The following is a 17,634-nucleotide window of genomic DNA, read 5'->3' as shown; positions in this document are numbered from 1 at the left end:
CTCAGGCGGCGGCGCGCGCCGGGGCGGCGTGCAGGGCGGCGGCCAGGGCGTCGACCACCCGGTCCTGGTCGGCGTCGCCCAGGTCGGGAAAGAGCGGCAGGGAGAGCTGCTCGGCGTAGAACGCCTCGGCGACCGGGCAGGAGCCGCGCCGGTAGCCCAGGTCGGCGAAGGCCGGGTGCCAATGCGCCGGGAGGTAGTTGACCTGCACGCCGATCCCGGCGGCCCGCATCGCGTCGTACACGGCGCGGCGACGGCCCTCGCGCACCCGGACCGGGTACAGGTGCCAGGCCGGGTCCGCCCAGGCCCGCCGGCCGGGGACCGAGACGCCGGGCAGGTCGGCCAGGGCCTCGTCGTACCGGGCGACCAGCCGGGCGCGGCGGTCGAGGAAGTCGCCGAGCCGGCGTAGCTGGCTGCGGCCCAGCGCGCAGAGCACGTCGGGCAGCCGGTAGTTCAGCCCGAACTCGTGCACCTCCTGGTGCCAGCCGCCCTCGTCCGGCCAGCGCTGCCCGGCGCGGTCGCGTACCAGGCCGTGGTTGCGGAACCGACGGGCCCGCTCCAGCAGCGCCGGGCTCACGGCCGCGACCGCGCCGCCCTCGGCGGTGGTCAGGTTCTTGGTCGGGAAGAACGAGAACGTGGTCAGGTCGGCCAGCGACCCCACCGGCCGGCCGTGGTAGGCGGCGCCGATGGAGTGGGCGGCGTCGGCGAGCAGCAGCGCGTCGTGGCCGCCCAGGGCCGCGCGCAGCGCGTCGTAGTCGGCCGGATGGCCGGCGTAGTCGACCGCCGTGACCGCCTTCGTCCGGTCGGTGAGCGCGGCGGCGACCGCCGCCGGGTCCAGCGTGTACGTCTCCGGCTCGACGTCGGCGAAGACGACCCGCGCGCCGAGGGCGACGGCGGTGCTCGCGGTGGCCACGAAGGTCGTCGGCGGCACCACCACCTCGTCGCCCGGGCCGACCCCGGCCGCCGCGTACGCCACGTGCAGGGCGGCGGTGCCGTTGGACACGGCCGCGCAGCCGGCCCCGCCGGTCCAGCCGGCGAGGTCGGCCTCGAACGCGTCGACCTGCGGGCCGGTGGTGAGCCAGTCGCTGCGCAGGGCGGCGACCACGGCGGCGACGTCGTCGTCGGTGACGGACTGCCGCCCGTACGGGAGCATCGCCATCACGCGGCGATGCCGAGCATGTCGCGAAGCTGCTCTACGCCGAGCCACTCGTCGTTGCCGTCCGACTGGTACGCGAAGCCGTCCGGCACCGGCTCGCAGTGCGCCGGCGGCTGGTAGCCCCAGGTGGCGATGGTCGGCTGGACGATGAACCGGTCCGGGGTGCGCAGGGTCCGCCGGCTGTCGTCCGGGGCGATCATCTCCTCGTGCAGCTTCTCGCCGGGCCGAATGCCGATCTCGTGGGTGGTGGCGTCCGGGGCGACCGCCTCGACCAGGTCGAGGATCCGCATGCTCGGAATGCGTGGGACGAACAGTTCCCCGCCCTGCATCTGGTCGAACGAGTCCAGCACGAACTGCACGGCCTGGTCCAGGGTGATCCAGAACCGGGTCATCCGCTTGTCGGTGACCGGCAGGCTCTTGCCCTCGGCGGCGAGCCGGCGGAACAGCGGGACCACCGAGCCGCGGCTGCCCACCACGTTGCCGTAGCGCACCACGGAGAAACGGGTGGGGTGGTGGGCGGCGTAGTGGTTGGCCGAGACGAACAGCTTGTCGCCGACCAGCTTGGTGGCCCCGTACAGGTTGATCGGGCTGGACGCCTTGTCGGTGGAGAGCGCGATGACCTTCCGTACCCCGGCCTCGATCGCCGCGTCGACGACGTGCTGCGAGCCGGTGATGTTGGTGGCGATGAACTCCGAGGGGTTGTACTCGGCGGTGTCCACCTGCTTGAGTGCGGCGGCGTGCACCACGTGGTCCACCCCGTGCATCGCCCGGGTGAGCCGGTGCCGGTCCCGGATGTCACCGATGAACCAGCGCAGCCGCGGGTCGTCGCCGAGTTGCTGGCGCAGCTCGTACTGCTTCAGCTCGTCGCGGGAGAACACCACCACCCGGGCCGGGTCGGCCGTGGTGAGGACGTGGCGCAGGAAGGCCCGGCCGAAGGAACCCGTCCCGCCGGTGATCAGAATGGACGAACCATTCAGTTCGCTCAATTGGTGCTCCCGTGGTGAGTGGTTTTTGGCGCAGACCTCGGCCAGCGGTCGGATCGAGACGCTAGGCGCGGCGGGTTAACTCCCTGACGCCGCCCGGTGAACTCGCCAGGCGCAGCCGGTGAATGCCGAACGCCCTGCCGGGAAACAGTTTCCGAGCACCTCACGGCCCCGCGACCGCCTCCGGATCTTCGGCTATGCTCGCCGGGCACCGCTCTGGTGCCGACGAAAGACGGAGGAAGAAACGGTGGATCTGGAAGGGCTCGGTGTCGTTTTTCGGACGGCACTGGAACTGCCGGATGGCGTCCAGGTGAACAGCCTGGAATACCGCGGTGTCGAGCAGTGGGACTCCCTCGCGCACATGTCGCTGGTGGCCGCGATCGAGGACGAGTTCGGGGTCATGCTGGACACCGACGAGGTGATCGACCTCAGCTCGTTCGAGCGGGCGCGGCAGATCCTGGAGAAGCACGGTGTCGTCCTCACCGACTGACCCGGCCGGGGCCGGGCCGGTCCCCGCCGAGGACCGGCCGCCCCGGCACGTGCTGGTGACCGGGTCCAGCCGGGGCATCGGCCGGGCGGTGGCCCGCCGGCTCGCCGCCGTGCACGGGCGGCTGCCCGGCTCCGCCGACGAGGTCGCCGCCGCCCTGCCCGGCGGGCCGCACCTGGCCGTGCACGGCGACGTCGCCGACCCCGCCGGCGCGTCCCGTCAGATCAGGTCCCAGTCCAGCGCGGTGCCGCGCGGGACGTCCCGGCGGAACGTCCGGCCGAGCACCCGGTCCAGGTCGGCCGGGGGCAGCCCGCCCGCCGGCCGGATCGACCGGACGTTCGCCGCGGTCACCGGGTCGCCGGCGCGGACGTCGGCCACCACGTACAGCGACCGGCGGAAGCGCAGCCCCTCCCGCTCGGTGGGGGTGGGGCCGATGGTCGTGGTCCCCATCGCCGCCCACGCCCGCTCCGACTCCACCCGCAGCCCGGCCAGCTCGGCCGGCTCCAGCGAGAAGTCCGAGTCCACCCCGCCGTCGGAGCGGCGCAGCGTCACGTGCTTCTCGATCAGGCAGGCGCCCAGCGCCACGGCCGCGACCGGCACCCCGATGCCGGGGGTGTGGTCGGACAGGCCGACCGGCACCCCGAAGGTGTCGGCCAGCACCGGCAGCCGGCGCAGGTTGCTGTCCCGCGGCGGCGCCGGGTACGACGCCGTGCAGGCCAGCAGCACGATGCCGCCGGCCCCGGCCGCGCGGGCGGCCGTGACCGCCGCGTCGATCTCGCCGACCGTGGCCATCCCGGTGGAGATGACCAGCGGCTTGCCGGTGGCGGCCACCAGCCGGATCAGCGGCAGGTCGACCAGCTCCGACGAGGCGATCTTGTACGCCGGGGCGTCCAGCTCCTCCAGCAGCTCCACCGCCGTACGGTCGAACGGCGACGAGAAGACCGTCAGGCCGTGCCGGCGGGCCCGCTCGAAGATCGGGGCGTGCCACTCGTACGGGGTGTGGGCCCGCTCGAAGAGCTGGTACAGCCGCTCGCCGCCCCACAGCTCGTGGCCGCCGGAGATGCGGAACCCGGGCGTGTCCACGTCGATGGTGATCGTGTCCGGCGTGTACGTCTGGAGCTTCAGCGCGTGCGCGCCGCTGGCCGCCACCGCGTCCACGATCGCCAGCGCCCGGTCCAGGCTGCCGTTGTGGTTGCCGGACATCTCGGCCACCAGGAAGGGCCGCTCACCGGTGCCGACCGCGTGCGGGCCGATCTTGACTGTCGTCATGTTCCCCTGCTCAGTTCCGTCCACACCACCTGGTGCGGCGTGCCGTCGACGTCCCGCTCGTAGCGCCGGACGATCGCGAATCCGAGGCGCCGGTGCAGCGCCAGCACCGGCCGGTTGGTGGCCAGCGTCTCCCCGCCGAGGGTGCGCGCGCCGAGCACGTCGAAGGCGTACGCGACGGCCGCCCGCTCCAGCGCCAGCCACGCCGGCATGAGCTGCCGCCGCGCGTCCAGGCCCTCGACGTCCAGGTAGAAGCCCCAGGCCAGCGCCCTGTCCGGGGTGGTCACCCCGGAGAAGGTGACCACCCCGCAGGGCACCCCCAGGTGCTCGTGCACCAACAGCCGGCGATCCGGGTCGGCGCGTACCGCCGTCCACCAGGCGGCGTGCTCGGCCGGCCCGATTTCGTGCCGGGTGAAGCTGACCGCGCGGACCCGCGGGTGGTTGCGCCAGCGCCGGAGGGTCTCCAAGTCGGCGTCCCGGGGCTCGCGCAGCCCGCCGTCGGCCCGGTTCGCGGCCCCGCTCATCCCTTTCCCGCCAGCGCGCTGCCCTGCTCGGCGGCCTCCGGTGTGCCGCCGTGGCCGGGCGGCGTCGGCCCGGCCCCGGCGGGCTCCCCGACGGTCGCGGCCGGGCGCAGGGCGCCGGCGATCCGGTGGGCCCGGCGCAGGGTGGTGTACGCGACGTAGCTGTCCCGGGCGACGAGCCGGTGCTTCAGCCCGGCCACCCCGCCCGGCCGGGAGTAGCCGCCCGAGGGCAGGTACCGGCGGTAGTGCGCGGCCACCCGGCGGAAGAAGCCCCGGCGCAGCCGCGGGTGCACCCGGCCGTCGTTGCCCACCACCACCAGGTAATGGTTGATCATCAGCCCGAACAGGTCGGTCCTGATCCACTCCTCGGTGGCGTGCCGCCGCATCCACTCCTGCAGCCGCTCGTACTGCACGAAGGCGTCGAAGTGCCGGCCGCTGCGGGTGGAGGTGATCGCGCCGAGCCGGCCCTGCCGGTAGTGGTAGCAGACCCGGTCCAGCACGGCGATCCGGTCCGCGCCGATCAGCAGCGGGTGGCTGAACGGGATGTCCTCGTACCAGCCGGGATGGAAGCGCAGCCCCAGCTCGTCGAGGAACGCGCGGCGCACCACCTTGTTCCACGCGGTGTGCTGCACCCGCAGCAGCTCCGGCCGGTCGGCCAACCGGACGCAGCCGTCGACGCCGTGCAGCAGGTGGCTGCTCGCGTCGACCTCCGCCCGGCCGGTCTCGTGCATCCGCAGGTGGTCCACGAGCAGCACGTCCGGCTCGTCGCGGCGCAGCCGCCCCAGCACCGCCGGCAGGGTGCCCGGGGGCAGCCAGTCGTCGCTGTCGACGAACCAGACGTACCGACCCGTCGCCACCTCCAGACCGGCGTTGCGGGCCAGGCCGAGCCCGACGTTGCGGGTCAGTTCGACGACCCGCACCTGGGGGCGCCCGGCCGCGTACGAGCGCAGCATCTCCCCGCACCGGTCCGGGGAGGCGTCGTCGACGGCGACCAGCTCGACCTCGTCCGCCACCCCGGCGGGCAGCCCGCCGAGGACCGACTCCAGGCACTGGTACAGGTACGCCTCGACGCCGTGCACCGGGACGACGATGCTCAGCAGTGGGCTCCGCGTCGGCTCATTGACCACGCCCGACACGATCGACCGCCCGGATGGCCGGCCCCGGAACCTGACGTATCCGGCGGGCGTGGGGTCGCTGAACAGCCCCTGACGCAGGGTTAACGGTTGAGAATCTTGCGCATCCGGCCGCCCACCGCCGCCCGTACCCGGGTTCGCAACCGCTGGGCGTTCAGCTCCTCGACGTTCTCCCTGAGCTCCTGGTTCCGGTCGCGCAGCCACTGGATCCGGGTGATCAGCTCGTCCGGGTCGGTGGCCGTCTGGGGGCGGACCGCCGGGGGATAGCTCGTCTCGGCGACCTGCCGGTCGAAGCGCGCCGCGCTGTCGCCGTCGGCGAAGGAGTGGCCGAGGTCGTGCCGGGCCAGGAACGACATCATCGTCTCGAACCGGGCCTTGTGCCCGTTGTTCAGCGCGGTGTAGTCCGCCTCGTCGTAGAGCGCCACGGCGTCCACGTCGGCCGACACGTCCTTCATGATCCGGTGCGGGATGTCGAAGTACCGGGCCAGCTCCAGCGTCCGCGAGTCGTGCGCGAACAGGTAACCCGGAGTGCCGGCGATCAGCGCCGTGATGGTGCCGTGGATGCGGGTGCCGAAGTTGAAGTCGAACCCGGACAGGTAGTCCATCCAGGTCCACGGGTCGACGAACATCCGCACCTTGTCCTCGACGAAGAGCGGGTGCGAGGTGTGGATCGGGATGGCGGCCTTCTTGCCCCGCTCCTCCGGCAGGTCGCCGTAGAGCAGGGTGCCGAGGGTCTTCAGGTCCTGCGGGAGGTAGCGCAGGTTCGGGTAGCGCTGGTGGTGCGAGGTGATCACCTTCGCCATCGACTTGACGTACGGGGACACGGTCAGCGCCACCCGGTCCTCGACGGTGAGCGTCGCCTTGCGCTTCTCCACCCGCAGGCTGTCGCCGTGCAGGAACATCGACGGGCAGCCGATCACGTCGACCGCGGAGAAGCCGAGGCTGCGCAGGTACCCCTCGGTGATCTCGCCGCGCACGCCGATGCTGTGCGACCGGTCGAGCACCGCCTTCACGAACGCCTTCACCGCGTCGTCGATTGGCCGCAGGTACTCCCGGTCGCCCTTGACGTCGGTCTGCGCGCCGACGCCCAGCACCACCACCGGGATCTTCAGCCGTTCGATGAGCCGGGTCATGGTGACCAGCCGGTGGGCGTAGCTGCGCCGGAACGCGTTCGCCAGCGGCACCACGAAGACGTCGTAGCGCTCGTTGATCTCGTCCGCGTCGCGCGGGTTGGCCCGGAACTCCGACGAGGTGATCCGCGCCGTCGAGGTCTGCAGGATCTTGTGCGCCGAGTGGCTGAACACCAGGTTGCCGGTGTTGTCGCCGATCCAGTTGCGGTCGAACGTCTCCTCCGGCGAGTAGACGTCGAACGGGCCCTTCTTGGCCCGGAGCAGGATCCGCTGGTGCATCGGTACCGTCCTTCTCGTGGTGTCCGCCCCGTCGGGGGTGCGCCGGCGGGCGCCGACCCGGCCTGGCCCGACATGGTCGGGAGGCACGCATGTTGGTTCCGAGACCGCGATATTAGGCCATCGGACATCCGCGCTCGGCATTCGCGTCACCGGGCCGCCGCCGCCGCGGGGGCCGGGCGGGCACAGCGGGTAGGGTGCCCGGCGGGCGGCACCCACCGGCCCGCCGCGCCGCGGCGGCGCCGGCCGCCCCGGCGCGACACGAGGCGAGGAGGCACGGTGCTGGTGACCCTGCGGACGGACGGGCCGCCGGCATGACCAGCGCACCGACCGTCGTACGCCCCGAGCCGCCGGCCCGGCCCGCGAGCCGGCTGCCGTCGCTGACCGGGCTGCGGTGGGTCGCCGCCCTGCTGGTCTTCGGGTACCACGTCGGCACCATGCGGATCGTCGGCGAGCCCGACTACCAGGCGGTCGTCGACTGGCTGTTCACACTGGGCCTGTCCGGGGTGGAGTTCTTCTTCATCCTCAGTGGCTTCGTGCTGGTCTGGTCGGCCCGCGACGGGGAACGCCGGCGCGACTTCTGGCGCCGCCGGCTCGCCAAGATCTACCCCAACCACGTGCTGATGTGGGCGGTGGTGCTGCTGACCGGCGGCTGGGTGTTCGCCGACCCGGTCAACGTCCGTGCCGCGGTGGAGAACCTCCTGCTGCTCCAGGCCTGGGACCCGACCCCCGGCTACTTCTACAGCGTCAACTCGGTGAGCTGGTCGCTCTCCTGCGAGCTGTTCTTCTACTTCTGCCTGCCGTTCGCGCTGCCGCTGGTACGCCGGGCGCGGCCCGGGGCACTGTGGGCGGTGGTGGTCGCGGTGCCCCTGCTGATCGTGGCGCTCTGGCCCGGCCAGCGCCTGGTGCCGCAGGAGAGCACCTGGTGGTTCACCCAGATCTTCCCCGTCGTGCGGTCCCTGGAGTTCTGGATGGGCGTCGCCGCGGCCGAGCTGCTGCGCCGGGGGCGCTGGCGGGGCCCCGGCCTCACCGGGGCCAGCCTGATCTTCGTGGCCACCTGGGTCGTCGCCGCGCAGTGGATCCGCGCCGAGCTGTGGGCGGCGCTGCTCGCGGCGGCGTACCTGCTGGTCATCGCCGCCGCCGCCGACGCGGACGTGCGGGGCGCGCGGACGCCGTGGCGGTCCCGGCCGATGGTCTGGCTCGGCGAGGTCTCGTTCGCCTTCTACCTGGTGCACGTGTTCGTCATGGTCACCGTGCTGCGGCTGGCCGACCGACTCGGCGCGGGGCTGCCCGGCTGGTGGGGGCCGCTGGCGGCGGTCGGCTTCCTGCTGGTGAACCTGGGACTGGCCGGGCTGCTGCACCGGTGGGTCGAGATGCCGCTGACCCGCCGGCTCGGGCCGCCCCGCCGACCCCGACCGCCGGCCCCCGACGGCGGGACGACCCCCGGCGATCCGCCCGGGCCGGCGACGACGGCCGCCCCCACGCCCGAGCGCCCCCGCGAGTACGTCACCATCCCCGAGCCGCGCTGACCGGCCCGGCCCCCGACGGCCCGTCCCCGCGCCGAGCCGCGCTGACCGGCCCGTTCCCGCGCCGCCCCGCCGTTCGGCCGGGGCGCGGCCCGCGTGCCGGCGGCGGGCGGCCGGCGGGCCGGGGAAGAATCGGACGATCGGGGCGTCGCGACACGCCCCGGCAGCGGTGCGTCGTGCGGCCGGCTTCGGTAGCGTGAACGGGTGCTCTCCGTCGCGCCGACCTGTCCCCTGTGGTGGGTCGCGCGCTGGACCGCCCGGATGCTGACCAGCCTGGCCGTCGCGGTCGCCTTCTCGCTGGGCGCCGGGTCGCTGTCGTTCGACGCCGTGTCGCCCGCCGGGGCCGCCGCCGCTGGCGTGCCCGCGGCGGCCTGGTCCCCGGCCGGCAGCCCGCCCGTCCTCGGGGCACCCGACCCCGGCCCGGTCGGTCCCGGCCGGGCCGCAGTCGACACCCCGGCCGCCCCCGCGCACACCGACGCGGTCCCGGCCGGCCCGGCGGGGTGGTCCGTGGTCCACCCGGCCCCGGCGCACCGGATGCCCCTCGGCCCCGCCCCGGCGACCGCCGGTTCGCGCGCGCCGCCGCGCGGCTGACCCCGCCCGCGACACCGCCGTCCCGCGAACCTCACCACCGCACCCGTCCGTCCGGCCCCAGTGGCGCGCCCGCGCCCCGCCCGGCGGCGCGCGGAGCCCGCTTCCCGCATCCACCCCCGTGAGGTGCCGACCATGGACATCGTTCTCTATCAGTTCCTCGTCGAGGTGCCGCTGGCCGTCGCCATCTGGTCGGTGCTGCTCGTGGTGGCCCTCGGCGTGCTCACCTTCCTGGTCGCCCGCCCGCAGCGGGACCGGCCGGCGGTCGACCCCGCCCCGCCCGCCGCCGACCCGGTCGTCGAGGAGGCCGCCGACCTGCGCCGGTACGCCGAGGAGGTGGCGGTGGCCGCCGCCGGGGCGGCCCAGACCGCCCGCCGGCGGCGCGACGCGTGGCTGGTCGCCCAGGGCGCCCTGGACCGGGCCTGGCAGGCGTACGACGAGGCGGAGGCCGCCGCGCGGCGGTTCTCCGGCGGGTGGGCCCTGCCTGCGCCGCGCACCCCCCGCACCCCCGCCGAGTACGCCGCCCGGGAGCGCTGGCTGCACCACGCTGCCACGGTCGCCCACCTGCGCGGCGAGCTGTCCATCCGGCAGCTCTGCGACGTCTTCGCGCACCGGGGCGGCTGGGACCCCCGGCTGCACCCGGTGCAGCAGGAGGTCGTGCTGGCCCGGGCGGTGCGGGACGGGAAGCAGGCCGGCCACCGGGCGGCGGTGGCCCGGGAACGGGCCGCCTGGCGCGACGCCGAGCTGGCCGCCGAGGCCGCCCGGGCACTGGCCGCCGAGGCGTACGCCGCCGCGGAGCGGGCCAACCCCGTCCGGGTGCCCGCCCCCCGGCCCGCGACGGCGGCGGCCCGCCGCACCGTCCCGGCCGCCCGCTGGCGCCCGGCCCGGGTCGGCTGAACCCGGTCCAGCCCGGTAGCGAGAGCCGCCCCGAATTTCCTCGTGACGCCGGTCACGTCGCCGCGCAAACGGGCAGTCGACCCATTGCGTCCGATCGGCCGACACAACTCACCGACGATCACGACCGATCGTCCGGTTGTCGACCTCCGGCACCGGGGCGGCCGGCAATCCCATTGAGTCGCATCAGCTCCGAATGTGCTGCAAGAAAGTTGTTCGGGGAGGGTTTAAGCAGGTGGGACGGTGTTGGCAGGGCTCAGGCCGGCCAGTAATGTCGGCCCGTCCGGTGCGGTACCCGTTCGCAACAAGGCGACGCCGCGCCGACCCGCTCAATCGTGACCATCACGAACCGGGGACCCAGTGCACGTGTGGGGTGAATCCGCGGGCCACGGCCCGTGGTAGGGCGATCTTCCCGCCCGAATCCGTCAGCTAACCCGGTAGGCGGTGTCGGAAGGAGTGCCATCCTCGTGCAGCATGCCCCCACCCCTCGGTTGTTCCTCCACCACGGTTCCGTGGTGCCCGCGTCCGTAGCCCCCGGGCTGACGAGCTGACCGGCGCACCCACCCGTACGCCCGGCTGACCGGGCGTCTTCCCAGAGCGGTCCCCACCGGCCGCGGGCGTCTCGCCCGCACCGCCGTGCGACGACGCATGCCCGGGTGCCCCCGCTCTCCCCCATCCCCGTGGAGGAACACGTGAACGACCACCTCAAGCGGCAGTTGCGACGTCTCGCCACCGAGCGTCCGTACCAGGTCGTCGCCGGCTCGGCCGCGGCGCTCCTGCTGGCCTCCGGCACCGGCGTGTTGCTGGCCGGTGCCGACGACACCCCCGCCCCGCGGCAGACCACCAACGCCGCCGTGGCCGAGATCGCACCCCGCCTCGACGGCGCGGCCAGCCGCGCCCAGGCCCGGGTCGGCGCGACCGGGTCGCCCAGCGCCTCGCCGTCGCCGAGCGCCGCCTCGGCCGCGCCGAACCCCGACCTGACCACCAGGGCGGCCCCGAAGCAGACCGCCCCGAAGCCGGCCGCCCCGAAGCCGCCGTCGTCGAAGCTCCTCGACTACGACTACCAGGCGCAGACCACCTACTACTACTGCGGCCCCGCGGCGGTGCGCAACGCGCTCTCCGCCACCGGCGTCGCGAGTAACCAGGACGGGCTGGCCAGCCGCCTCGGCACCACCGAGATGGGCACCAACTCGGCCGCGGACACCACCCGGGTGCTCAACGAGATGGTCAAGGGCGACCCGTACCGGACCCGGATGATCCCGGGTGGCGCCGCCAACGCGGCCCAGATCGACCGGCTCCAGGCCGACGTGGTGCAGGCGGTCGGCGCCGGGCGCGGTGTCGTGGTGAACATCGCCGGCGACGCCACCGACGTCGACGGCGGCTGGCACTCCTTCCCCGGCGGCCACTACATCGCCGTCGTCGGCTACCGCAACGACGGCCGCACCGTGCGGATCGCCGACTCGGCCGACCCCGCCGTCCCGGCGTACTGGATCAGCACTGTCGCCCTGGCGCACTGGGCGGCGACCAGGGGCTACTCGGCCTGATCACCCTCCCCCCACCGGGCCCCGGCTCTCCCCGTGAGCCGGGGCCCGGTGCCGTCCCGCGCCGGCCCGGCACCGCCGCCGCCCGCCGCCCGCCGCCCGCCGTCGCCCGTCGGTATCGTCCGCCGGTGTCGTCTCCCGGTCCGGACGCTCGCCCGGCGGGCCGCGCGGTGCGACACTGCGCCGCATGACCGACGACACGGGTACCCGGCGCGTGGCGCTGCTGCTGCACGGCATGGGCGGCACGGGAGAGGTGTGGCTGCCCTGCGCGCCGCTGCTGGAGAGCCGCTGGCCGGGCCGGTGGCTGGCACCCGACCTGGCCGGCCACGGCTGGTCGCCGGCACTGCCGGCCTACACCTTCGCCGGCCTCGCCGACCGGGTCGCCGAGGTGCTGCGCCCCGGCGACCGGCTCGTGGTCCTGGGACACTCGCTGGGCGGCGTGGTCGGCCTCGCGCTGGCCGCGCGCGGCCGGGGCCTGCCCGTCGACGTGGTGGTCGGCCTCGGGATCAAGGCCGCCTGGTCGGCCGCCGAGCTGGACCGGGCCCGCGAGCTGGCGGCCCGCCCCGTGGCCTGGTTCGCCTCCCGGGACGAGGCGGCCCGCCGCTACCTGCGGGTGTCCGGCCTGGCCGGGCTGGTCGCCCCGGACGATCCCGTCGTGGACGGCGGGCTGCGCCGGGAGGGCGGCCGGTGGCGGCTGGCCATGGACCCGGCGGCCTTCGGGGTCGGCGCACCAAACCTGCCCGCCCTGCTGTCCGACGTTGACGTCCCGGTCGTGCTGGCCAGGGGCGAGCGCGACCCGATGGTCAGCGACGCCCAGCTCGGGGCGCTGGGCGTCCCGACGGTCACCCTGCCCGGCCTCGGCCACCACGCGCACGTCGAGAACCCCGCCGCCGTCCTGACCCTCCTGACCCCCCACCTCTAATGGGGAGGATCGTCGCGTTGATCAAGAGGTTTCCGTCGGCTCTGGGCGTGCTCCTGCGGCAAACTTCTTGATCAACGCGACGGGGTGGGGTGGGTGGCGCGGGGGGACGGGGGGGGTCCAGGCTGGGTTCAGCTCTCGGCGGGCCGCCGCCAGGAACGCCTCGGCGTACTGCTGCGCGGGGAAGTCGCCCAGGTAGCGGGAGCGGGTGGCCCAGCGGGCCGATGCCCTCGGGTCGGTGTCGAGCAGGTTGCCCAGCACCTCGTCGAGGTTGGCCGCGTCGCGGCGCAGCACGTAGCCCGAGCCGGCCAGCGGGAACCGCTCGACGAACCGGTCGCCGTCGCCGCCCATGTCCGTGACCGCGTACGGCTTGCCGGAGTAGAGGTAGTCCGAGATCACCCCGGAGACGTCCGAGACCAGCGCGTCGGAGCGGTTCACGCAGTCGACCAGGGACATCTCCCGGCTGGCCGCCGCGCCCCAGACGTGCTGCCGCCCGGTGCGGGCCCGGTCCGCGGCGAGCAGCTCCGTGAGCCGGGCGAGCTGCCGCGCCGACGCCGGGTTCTGCCCGGTGTACGGGTGGGCGCGCAGGATCACCGTCGCGCCCCGGGCCAGCAGGCCGCGCACGATCGTCTCGCCCACCGGCAGGGAGCAGTAGTTCGCGTCGGCGTGGTGCCCGGTCCAGGTCGGGGTGTAGAGGACCGTCGGATTCGCCAGGCCGGGGGTCGACTCCCGGCGTACCTCGATCGACTCGACCTGCGGGCGGCCGACGACGACGAACTTCTCCGCCGGGATGTCCACCCCGGCGCGGGCGTACCGGTCGATCGCGGCCGGACCGGCCACGAAGATCCGGTCGAAGATCGCCGAGACCGGGTTGGCGCTGGGCGCCTTGTCGCTGTCGCCGTGGTGGATCTGCACGTGGGTGAGCTGGGTGAACCGGATGCAGTGACTGTTCTTCGCCCCGTGGTTGACGTAGAACGCCACCTTGAGGCTCGGCACCAGCGCCTCGTCCATCGCCTTCAGGGTGGGGCAGTACACCACCGGGGCCGTGGTGGCCGCGGCGATCGGGGCGAGGAACTCCGGCTCCCGCACCATCACCAGGAACGGCCGGCCGATCCGCTCCAGGTACGGCAGCCACATGGTGACCTGGTACTCCGACCCCGGCGGGGCGGAGAAGTGCAGCAGGAACTCCGGCCGGTGCGCCCGCAGCGCCCCGGCCACCGCCCCGCCCCCGGCGCCCGGCCGGAGCCGCCGGCGGGCCAGGTCCAGCGCCACCGCGCCGGCGCCCGCCCCGACGGCCAGCGCCAGCAGCAGGGCGACGAACGCCGGCAGCACCAGCGCGGCGGCCAGCGCCACCGCGGCGAGCAGCACCAGCAGGGCGTCGCCCAGCCGGCCGGCGACCAGCGGGGTCCACGCCCGGACCGGGAGGTTGGCCGCCCGGATCTCCAGGTCCCCGGCCTGCCGCAGCGGCCCCACCAGCAGCACCAGCCCCAGCAGCACCAGGGCCGTGGCGGCCAGCGCCGGGTCGAAGCCGGCATCGAGCCGGCGGGCGTACCCGACCAGGATGCCGGCCGCGAGCAGCACCGACTCGGCGGTGCTGTCGGCGGACGGCCGGACCCGGCGCTCCCAGCCGGCGGCGGCCAGCGCCGCCACCGCGAGCGCCAGCCCCCAACCGGTCGCCCCGGTCAGCGCGAGGACGAGGAACGCCAGCACCGCCAGGCCGGTGGTCGCCGCCCGGGCGATCAGCTTCCTGACCAGGTCACCACGCATGTCGCTTCCGCTTCTCCCGCCGCGCCGGTGCCCGCCGAACCCGTCAGCCGGCCGTCGCCGGGGCAGCCGGCCTGCCGACCTGGCCGGGGACGGTCGCGGCGGGCAGCTCGCCCGGCGCCCGGCGCACGTCGATGACCTGCCCGGTCAGCTCGGAGACCAGCACGTCCAGCGAGGACTGGGCGACGGCCTCGGCGGCGAGCAGGGTGTGCTCCGGCTCCTCGCCGAACGCCTTGGTGCGCATCGGGGTGGCGGTGCGCTCCGGGTTGATGCAGTTGACCCGTACGCCGAACTCGGCCCACTCGTCGGACAGCGCCTGGGTCAGGTTGACCAGCGCGGCCTTGGTGGCCGAGTAGAGCGCGTAACGGGCCCGGCCCCGGGTGTACGAGCTGGAGGTGTAGAGCAGGAGCTGGCCCTTGGTCTGCTGGAGGTACGGCAGGGACTGCCGGGCGATGGTGACCGGGCCGACGAAGTTGACGTGCAGGACCCGGTCCATGGTCTCCTGGTCCATCTCCGCCAGCTCGCCCTTCTCGAGGATGCCGGCGGTGACCACCACGTGGTCGATCCGGCCGGTGGCCTCGAAGGCGGTCTTCAGCGCGGCCTCGACGTCGGCGGCCCGCTCGACGTGGGTGCCGGTGGTGGAGCGGCTGAACGGGAAGACCTGCGCGCCGTAGCTTCGGGCCAGCTCGGTCAGCTCGTGGCCGATGCCGTAGCTGCCGCCGAAGACGACGACGGTCCGGCCGGTCAGCTCCTCGGTGTAGCCGCGGTGGTCGGTCAGCCGGGGCGCCTGCGCGGCGGCGAGCTGGAAGAGCTTGTCCGCGAGGTGCACGTCGACCGGGTGGGTGACCTTGATGTTCTCGTCCGAGCCGTCGATCACCTTGATCGGGGTGCCGGGCAGGTAGCGCAGCACCACGCCGCAGTCGTCGGTGGCGGCGAAGTTCGCGTCGCCCTCGGCGATCCGGTACGCCTCCCGGATGGTGCCCGAACGGAACGCCTGCGGGGTCTGGCCCCGGCGCAGGGTGGAGCGGACCGGGATGTCGGTGATGCAGTCGTTCTCGTCGACCTGGACGATCGTGTCGGCCGAGGGGATCGCCACGTCCACCGCCGCGTAGGTCCAGAGCGCGTTCACGCACTCCCGGACGATCCGGCCGCTGAGCAGCGGGCGCACCGCGTCGTGGAAGAGGATGTTGACGTCGCCCTCGCCGACGGCGTCCAGGGCGATCCGGGTGGTGGCGTTGCGGGTGTCGCCGCCCTCGATGACCTTGCTGACCTTGCGGAAGCCGGCCTTGTCGACGATCTGCTGGGCGTCGGCGACGTGCCCGGTGGCCATCAGCACGATGATCTCGTCGATCTCGGGGGCGGCCTCGAAGACCGCCAGGGTGTGCTCGATGATCGGCTTGCCGGCGATCTTCAGCAGTTGCTTCGGGATACCCAGGCCGAGCCGGGTCCCGGTGCCGCCGGCCAGCACCACCGCCACTGTCCGCGAGGGCCGCCAGGGCACCGGGGTCTCCGGTGCGGCGTCCGGGCCAGTGGTGTGGTCCTGCGTCATTGCCGATCCTCACTCTCGGGGAATGCCAGAACAATGGGTGACGGCCGCGTGGCGGCCCGGTGAACCATAACGCGTCCACCGCGTCGCCCCCCAGGGACGACGCGGTGGGTCGGCACCCGCACGACGCCGTACGGATGCCGGAACCCTACTTGCCGTTGGAGAAGTCCTCGTACGCGCGCAGCACCTCGTCGGTCGGGCCGTCCATCCGCAGCTCGCCCGATTCCAGCCAGATCGTCCGCTCGCACGTGTCCCGGACCGAGGAGAGCTGGTGGCTGACCAGGAACACCGTGCCGGCGCTCTCCCGCAGCTCGCGGACCCGCTGCTCGCTGCGCTTGCGGAACCCCTTGTCGCCGGTGGCGAGCGCCTCGTCGATCAGCAGCACGTCGTGCTTCTTGGCCGCCGCGATGGAGAACCGCAGCCGGGCCGACATGCCCGAGGAGTACGTGCGCATCGGCAGCGAGGCGAAGTCGCCGCGCTGGTTGATCCCGGAGAACTCGATGATCTCCGGGGTCAGCCGCTGCACGTCGTCGGGGTGCATGCCCATGGCGAGGCAGCCCAGCGTGACGTTCCGCTCACCGGAGAGGTCGTTGAGCAGGGCGGCGTTGACGCCCAGCAGGGACGGCTGACCCTGGGTGTAGACCGCACCCCGGTTCACCGGCAGCAGGCCGGCGATGGCCCGCAGCAGGGTGGACTTGCCGGAGCCGTTGCTGCCGATCAGCCCGACCGCCTCGCCCCGGTACGCGGTGAAGCTGACCCCCTTGACCGCGTGCACCTCGCGGATGTTCGGCGCCGAGGCGCGGGACGCGATCCGCCGCAGCGCGGCCACCGGGCTGGTGCCGCCGCTGGCGCCCTTGTGCACCCGGTAGATCACGTGCGCGTCGTCGACCACCACGGTCGGGATGCGCTCGGTGATCCTGGGCAGCGTCACGGTGACGTCGTTGGACGCCTCGATGTGCTCAACCACGGCCGTACTCCTGTTCGCCGCGCCAGAAGTAGATGAAACCACCCACACCCATCACGACCGCCCAGCCCACCGCGTACGCCCAGAGCTGGGGCATCGAGGAGTTGAGCAGCGGCGCCCCCTCCAGCAGGGCGTGCCGGGCCAGCTCGATGTAGACCAGCATCGGGTTCGCCTCGACCAGCCTGGTCGCCCAGCCGGGCAGGTTCTCCTCGAACAGCGCCACGTTGTAGAGCACGCCGGAGCCGTACATCCAGGTGCGCAGCAGGAACGGCATCACCTGCTTGAGGTCGGCGACCTTGGCCCCCAGCCGGGCCACCGCCATGGTGAGCCCGGCGTTGAACAGCGCCTGGAGCAGCACCACCGGCACCAGCAGCAGCCACTCGACGGTGAGCGGCTCGCCGGTCACCAGCACGATGCCGACGAGCACCACCAGCGAGGCCAGCAACTGCTGGAACTGGGTGAGCATGACGGCCAGTGGCAGGCAGGCCCGGGGGAAGTGCAGCGCCCGGATCAGCCCCAGGTTGCCGGTGATCGACTGGGTGCCGTTCTGCACCGCGGTCTGGGTGAAGTTGAAGATGAACAGCCCGGCGGTGAGGTACGCGATGAAGTTCGGGATGCTGTTCTGCTTCAGCACCAGCCCGAAGATCAGGTAGTAGACCGCCGCGTTGGTCAGCGGGGTGAGCACCTGCCAGAGCTGCCCGAGCCGGGCGTTGCTGAACGAGGCGACCAGCTTGGCGTTGGAGTACGCGGCGATGAAGTGCCGGTACGCCCACAGGCGGCGGGTGTACTCCGCCAGGGACGGCCGTTCGCCGGCGACCCGCAGCCCGTGCCGGGCGGCCAGCTGTGCCTGGGACAGGCCGGCGTCGGGGTCGGCCAGCGCGGTGTTGGCCATGGGATGGGCGCTCCGATCTTGTCGTACCAACGGGATGCGCGCGACGACGGG

Annotated in this window: 16 protein-coding genes, 1 pseudogene and 1 riboswitch; of the genes and pseudogenes, 7 read left to right on the top strand and 10 right to left on the bottom strand. The window is 73.8% G+C overall.

Annotation, left to right across the window (positions count from 1 at the left end; genetic code table 11):
* Nucleotide 1 precedes the first annotated feature (1 nt).
* Together OOK41_RS24570 and pseB are read right to left on the bottom strand one after the other, a co-directional pair.
* Nucleotides 2-1,150, bottom strand: a complete 1,149-nt coding sequence (locus OOK41_RS24570; protein WP_266267966.1) for a DegT/DnrJ/EryC1/StrS aminotransferase family protein — start codon at nucleotides 1,148-1,150, stop codon at nucleotides 2-4.
* A 5-nt stretch (nucleotides 1,151-1,155) separates the two neighbouring features.
* Nucleotides 1,156-2,139, bottom strand: a complete 984-nt coding sequence (gene pseB / locus OOK41_RS24565; protein ID WP_117669510.1) for a UDP-N-acetylglucosamine 4,6-dehydratase (inverting) — start codon at nucleotides 2,137-2,139, stop codon at nucleotides 1,156-1,158.
* 244 nt (nucleotides 2,140-2,383) lie between these two features.
* Between pseB and OOK41_RS24560 the strand changes: the two genes are divergently transcribed.
* Nucleotides 2,384-2,626 (top strand): acyl carrier protein, encoded by a 243-nt coding sequence (locus OOK41_RS24560; protein WP_117669509.1) that lies wholly within the window; start codon nucleotides 2,384-2,386, stop codon nucleotides 2,624-2,626.
* A gap of 49 nt (nucleotides 2,627-2,675) precedes the next feature.
* Nucleotides 2,676-2,828 (top strand): annotated as a pseudogene (locus OOK41_RS24555) (3-oxoacyl-ACP reductase); the annotation flags it as partial.
* Between the two features lie 14 nt (nucleotides 2,829-2,842).
* Here the strand turns inward: OOK41_RS24555 and pseI are convergent.
* From pseI to OOK41_RS24535, 4 genes are all read right to left on the bottom strand, one after another.
* Nucleotides 2,843-3,892 carry a pseudaminic acid synthase gene (pseI, locus tag OOK41_RS24550; RefSeq protein ID WP_117669508.1) on the bottom strand — a complete coding sequence of 350 codons (1,050 nt, stop codon included), beginning with the start codon at nucleotides 3,890-3,892 and terminating at the stop codon, nucleotides 2,843-2,845.
* Nucleotides 3,889-4,413 (bottom strand): GNAT family N-acetyltransferase, encoded by a 525-nt coding sequence (locus tag OOK41_RS24545; RefSeq protein WP_266266856.1) that lies wholly within the window; start codon nucleotides 4,411-4,413, stop codon nucleotides 3,889-3,891. The genes pseI and OOK41_RS24545 overlap by 4 nt, the downstream gene beginning before the upstream one ends.
* Nucleotides 4,410-5,537 carry a glycosyltransferase gene (locus OOK41_RS24540; protein ID WP_266266855.1) on the bottom strand — a complete coding sequence of 376 codons (1,128 nt, stop codon included), beginning with the start codon at nucleotides 5,535-5,537 and terminating at the stop codon, nucleotides 4,410-4,412. Before OOK41_RS24540 ends, OOK41_RS24545 begins: the two co-directional genes overlap by 4 nt.
* Before the next feature lie 89 nt (nucleotides 5,538-5,626).
* On the bottom strand, nucleotides 5,627-6,952 hold the full coding sequence (locus OOK41_RS24535) for a polysaccharide pyruvyl transferase family protein (protein WP_266266854.1): 1,326 nt from the start codon (nucleotides 6,950-6,952) through the stop codon (nucleotides 5,627-5,629).
* Between the two features lie 311 nt (nucleotides 6,953-7,263).
* Between OOK41_RS24535 and OOK41_RS24530 the strand changes: the two genes are divergently transcribed.
* The 5 genes from OOK41_RS24530 (at nucleotide 7,264) to OOK41_RS24510 (ending at nucleotide 12,420) form a co-directional block, all read left to right on the top strand.
* Complete coding sequence (locus OOK41_RS24530) at nucleotides 7,264-8,478, top strand: acyltransferase (protein ID WP_266266853.1); 1,215 nt, start codon at nucleotides 7,264-7,266, stop codon at nucleotides 8,476-8,478.
* A 201-nt stretch (nucleotides 8,479-8,679) separates the two neighbouring features.
* Nucleotides 8,680-9,066, top strand: coding sequence for a hypothetical protein (locus tag OOK41_RS24525; RefSeq protein ID WP_266266852.1), 387 nt, complete (start codon nucleotides 8,680-8,682; stop codon nucleotides 9,064-9,066).
* A 132-nt stretch (nucleotides 9,067-9,198) separates the two neighbouring features.
* Nucleotides 9,199-9,960, top strand: a complete 762-nt coding sequence (locus OOK41_RS24520; RefSeq protein ID WP_117669502.1) for a hypothetical protein — start codon at nucleotides 9,199-9,201, stop codon at nucleotides 9,958-9,960.
* Between the two features lie 313 nt (nucleotides 9,961-10,273).
* Nucleotides 10,274-10,416: riboswitch (cyclic di-AMP (ydaO/yuaA leader) on the top strand.
* A 233-nt stretch (nucleotides 10,417-10,649) separates the two neighbouring features.
* The gene (locus OOK41_RS24515) at nucleotides 10,650-11,501 is read left to right on the top strand and encodes a C39 family peptidase (RefSeq protein WP_266266851.1); all 852 of its coding nucleotides are present in this window, start codon (nucleotides 10,650-10,652) and stop codon (nucleotides 11,499-11,501) included.
* A 184-nt stretch (nucleotides 11,502-11,685) separates the two neighbouring features.
* Nucleotides 11,686-12,420, top strand: a complete 735-nt coding sequence (locus OOK41_RS24510) for an alpha/beta fold hydrolase (protein ID WP_266266850.1) — start codon at nucleotides 11,686-11,688, stop codon at nucleotides 12,418-12,420.
* A gap of 21 nt (nucleotides 12,421-12,441) precedes the next feature.
* Here the strand turns inward: OOK41_RS24510 and OOK41_RS24505 are convergent, their stop codons facing one another.
* From OOK41_RS24505 to OOK41_RS24490, 4 genes are all read right to left on the bottom strand, one after another.
* Nucleotides 12,442-14,184, bottom strand: coding sequence for a CDP-glycerol glycerophosphotransferase family protein (locus tag OOK41_RS24505; protein ID WP_266266849.1), 1,743 nt, complete (start codon nucleotides 14,182-14,184; stop codon nucleotides 12,442-12,444).
* Nucleotides 14,185-14,227: 43 nt separating this feature from the next.
* The gene (locus tag OOK41_RS24500) at nucleotides 14,228-15,730 is read right to left on the bottom strand and encodes a bifunctional cytidylyltransferase/SDR family oxidoreductase (protein WP_266266848.1); all 1,503 of its coding nucleotides are present in this window, start codon (nucleotides 15,728-15,730) and stop codon (nucleotides 14,228-14,230) included.
* 145 nt (nucleotides 15,731-15,875) lie between these two features.
* Nucleotides 15,876-16,694 carry an ABC transporter ATP-binding protein gene (locus OOK41_RS24495; RefSeq protein WP_207892787.1) on the bottom strand — a complete coding sequence of 273 codons (819 nt, stop codon included), beginning with the start codon at nucleotides 16,692-16,694 and terminating at the stop codon, nucleotides 15,876-15,878.
* Nucleotides 16,687-17,583: an ABC transporter permease gene (locus OOK41_RS24490; protein WP_117669499.1), complete on the bottom strand. Its 897-nt coding sequence runs from the start codon at nucleotides 17,581-17,583 to the stop codon at nucleotides 16,687-16,689. The genes OOK41_RS24495 and OOK41_RS24490 overlap by 8 nt, the downstream gene beginning before the upstream one ends.
* Between the last annotated feature and the right edge of the window lie 51 nt (nucleotides 17,584-17,634).

Source organism: Micromonospora sp. NBC_01655, assembly GCF_026339755.1.
Lineage (GTDB): Bacteria > Actinomycetota > Actinomycetes > Mycobacteriales > Micromonosporaceae > Micromonospora.
The sequence above is the reverse complement of the archived record's forward strand: the minus strand, read 5'-3'. Positions and strand labels throughout refer to the sequence as shown.